Source organism: Microcystis sp. M165S2, from assembly GCF_020245885.1.
Lineage (GTDB): Bacteria > Cyanobacteriota > Cyanobacteriia > Cyanobacteriales > Microcystaceae > Microcystis.
Genome location: NZ_JADBTZ010000253.1, coordinates 1 through 2619 on the forward strand (window position 1 = coordinate 1; position 2619 = coordinate 2619).

At 43.0% G+C, this 2619-nt stretch carries 3 protein-coding genes and 1 pseudogene; 1 reads left to right on the plus strand and 3 read right to left on the minus strand.

All coding sequences use genetic code 11. The features are described 5' to 3' along the window. The 3 genes from IM479_RS23060 to IM479_RS12800 form a co-directional block, all read right to left on the minus strand. The coding region (locus IM479_RS23060; protein WP_425184889.1) for a transposase-like zinc-binding domain-containing protein at positions 1-77 on the minus strand (77 nt) is incomplete at its 3' end. A 139-nt stretch (positions 78-216) separates the two neighbouring features. Next, a complete protein-coding gene (locus tag IM479_RS12795; protein WP_287684709.1) occupies positions 217-1632 on the minus strand; it encodes a mechanosensitive ion channel domain-containing protein in 1416 nt (471 codons plus the stop codon). Between the two features lie 9 nt (positions 1633-1641). Continuing rightward, positions 1642-2292 carry a nitroreductase family protein gene (locus IM479_RS12800; RefSeq protein ID WP_287684710.1) on the minus strand — a complete coding sequence of 217 codons (651 nt, stop codon included), beginning with the start codon at positions 2290-2292 and terminating at the stop codon, positions 1642-1644. 192 nt (positions 2293-2484) lie between these two features. Here IM479_RS12800 and IM479_RS12805 point away from each other — a divergent pair. Beyond that, positions 2485-2619 (plus strand): annotated as a pseudogene (locus IM479_RS12805) (RNA-guided endonuclease TnpB family protein); the annotation flags it as partial.

Below are 2619 nucleotides of genomic sequence, written 5' to 3' on the forward strand. Positions count from 1 at the left end.
ACACATATATAGTTTTGTTTTTGACCACGATGACCATTTTTATTGATGTGGTCACTTTTACATTCTGGACATTTCATCGTTTTTTTTCCTTCATTGAGTTTCTATCTATTTTGCCTTCTCATCTCTTTATCTGACAACGCCCTATTCTCAGCTTCGTACCTCATCATTAAGATAACTGCTATAGGAGAAAGGCTGTAAATCTGTTCTCATCCCCTTTTAAGCCGCAAAAAAGCTCTTTAACCGTTGTCGCAGCCAAGAGACGGGATTTTTCAGGTCTTCCGAGTCTAAAAGCCCCATTTCTCGCAATTTCTGCTGACATTCGCCCAATTCCTCTTGACGTTGGGTGAGTGCCTCAGTGAATTCCTCCGCTAGAGCCGGATAAGTAGTGATAAGATGCTGAAACCCCTGACGATCGAGCAAAAATAACAAGGTTTCCCCCACTGCTTGCATAGTGGTGGGATAGGGAACCTCTAACATTAACGGTAATTCCCCAAAATATTGACCTTTATTAAAAGTAAAAATTTTACGACTGATTTTATCGTTTTCATAAAAAGCATCCATTTGTCCCTGCAAAACAATACAGAAATAATTAGTTCTTTCTCCCTGTCTAATTAAAATATCCCCGTCCTGGAGATGTTTACGACAACCCATTTCAATTAATACACGCAATTGCAGATCGTTAAAATGTTTAAAGTAACTCACCTCCAATAACATTTCTTTTAACGATAGCGGTTTTGAAGGTTTAACTATCTCCTGATCCTGTTCCTTAACTGCCTCAAAACTGTCGGTATTATGCAACCATAACTCTCGCTGGGGAAAAGGAATCGTTATGCCCCGATGACGCAGATTATGCTCGATAATGAAGTGTAGGGAACTTCTCAGAAAAACGGCCTGTTCGACTTTTTCCACCCATACCCACAACTCAAAATTTAAAGCACTATCACCAAAACCGTTAAAAATCACCTTGGGAAGCGGATTAAAGGCAATTTCTACCGACATATAGGCTGATTGCAGCAGAATTTCCGTCACTATCAAAGGATCTGTACCGTAGGCAACTCCTACCGGCACAATGACTCGAATGCGCGAGTCGGGATAATGCCAATTCTGGACGCGATTGCTAGTTAAGATTGTGTTAGGAACGATTAACTCTGCACCATCAACAGTGCGAATGGTGGTGGAACGAATCGATATTTCCCGGATATAACCCTTTGTTTGCTCAAATTCGATAAAATCGCCCACTTTTAACTTGCGTTCCACCAACAAAGTTAAACCACTGGTGAGATTTTTGGTTAACTCCTGCAAACCGAAACCGATACCCACCCCCAAACCACCGGCTAAAACAGCGATCGAAGCGAGATTGAATCCAGTCAATTGTAGGGCGATAATATAACCAAAAGCCCCAAAAGCAAAACTAGCCAGAGTTGCGATCGCTTCTCGATTACCTTCATCAAAACCGATACTTTTCAGCAGACGATTTTTTAGTAAACTTTTAAAAGCGATCGTCAGACAGGTGACAAGAACAAACAGTACAAGAATACTAATAATCCAACCAAGAGTGATGGAAACTCCCCCAGCGCGCCAAAGGGGAGTGTTAAAAAAGGGCGTTAACCAAGCTGAGGGAGAGAAAGTCATCGCTAAAGTTTAGATTTGATAGGGATTACCCAAGCGATCCACAAAAACATTGTAATCTAAGGGTAAACGCCCCGGATTAAGCCGCGGTTCCGCCGCGTAACCGATGGGAACGACAACAGCGATCGCTAGATGGGGATGATCGGCAGCACCAATCACAGCTTTTACCTTGTCCTCGATCCAACCGTTGAGAAAACAACTAGATAAACCGAGACTTTCAGCAGCCAAAACCAGATGAGTAGCGGCGATCATGGCATCCTTAATCGCGTATTCCCGGGTTTTTTCGCCCAAATCCTTTTGAAATCCCGGGATAGCCTGTTTAAAATATTTTACCGTGCCTTCGTTCCAAGCACCCGTACTGAGAGCCTGTTCATAGATGGGGGTTAGATCTCCTCCTCCTGCGGCAGCATCGGCAGCGAAAACAAAAGTAACCGGCGCTTGGATAATTTGCTTTTGTCCCCAAGCGGCCTCGGCTAAAGCGGCCTTTTGTGCCGGCTCTTGTACTAAAATAATTCGCCAATCTTGGATGTTGAAGCTACTAGGTGCGGCAACGGTTAATTCTACTAGGGTTTTTAGCAGTTCTGGGGCGATCGGATCGGTGGTAAAAGTTTTAATAGAACGACGTTGATTAATCGCCGTGGGAACATCGAGAGGCAAGGTCATAAAGTCAGTTGATCGAGTTACATATTTCTAATTATTATAGGGTCAAGCTATCAGCCTCAGCCTTCGGTGTGACCGAAAATTTGGGTACAAGCCCCGCCATGCCCGCGCAGGGTCGGGCGGCTTTTAAAATATTAAGTTGCCATTTTATTTCCTTTGTGCTAAAATATTGATACTCAGTCAAGCATTGTCAAAATGTTTGTACTAGAATACAAAGTTAAGCCAAAACCTAATCAGATAGAAGCCATTAATGAGGCAATACGGACAACCCAATTTGTTCGGAATAAAGTTCTGCGTTATTGGATGGATAATCGGGGTGTTGGCAAAACA

Excerpts from the sequence above, each read along its gene's own strand:
- IM479_RS12795 (WP_287684709.1), bottom strand. The coding sequence starts at position 1,632 with ATGACTTTCTCTCCCTCAGCTTGGTTAACGCCCTTTTTTAACACTCCC.
- IM479_RS12800 (WP_287684710.1), bottom strand. The coding sequence starts at position 2,292 with ATGACCTTGCCTCTCGATGTTCCCACGGCGATTAATCAACGTCGTTCT.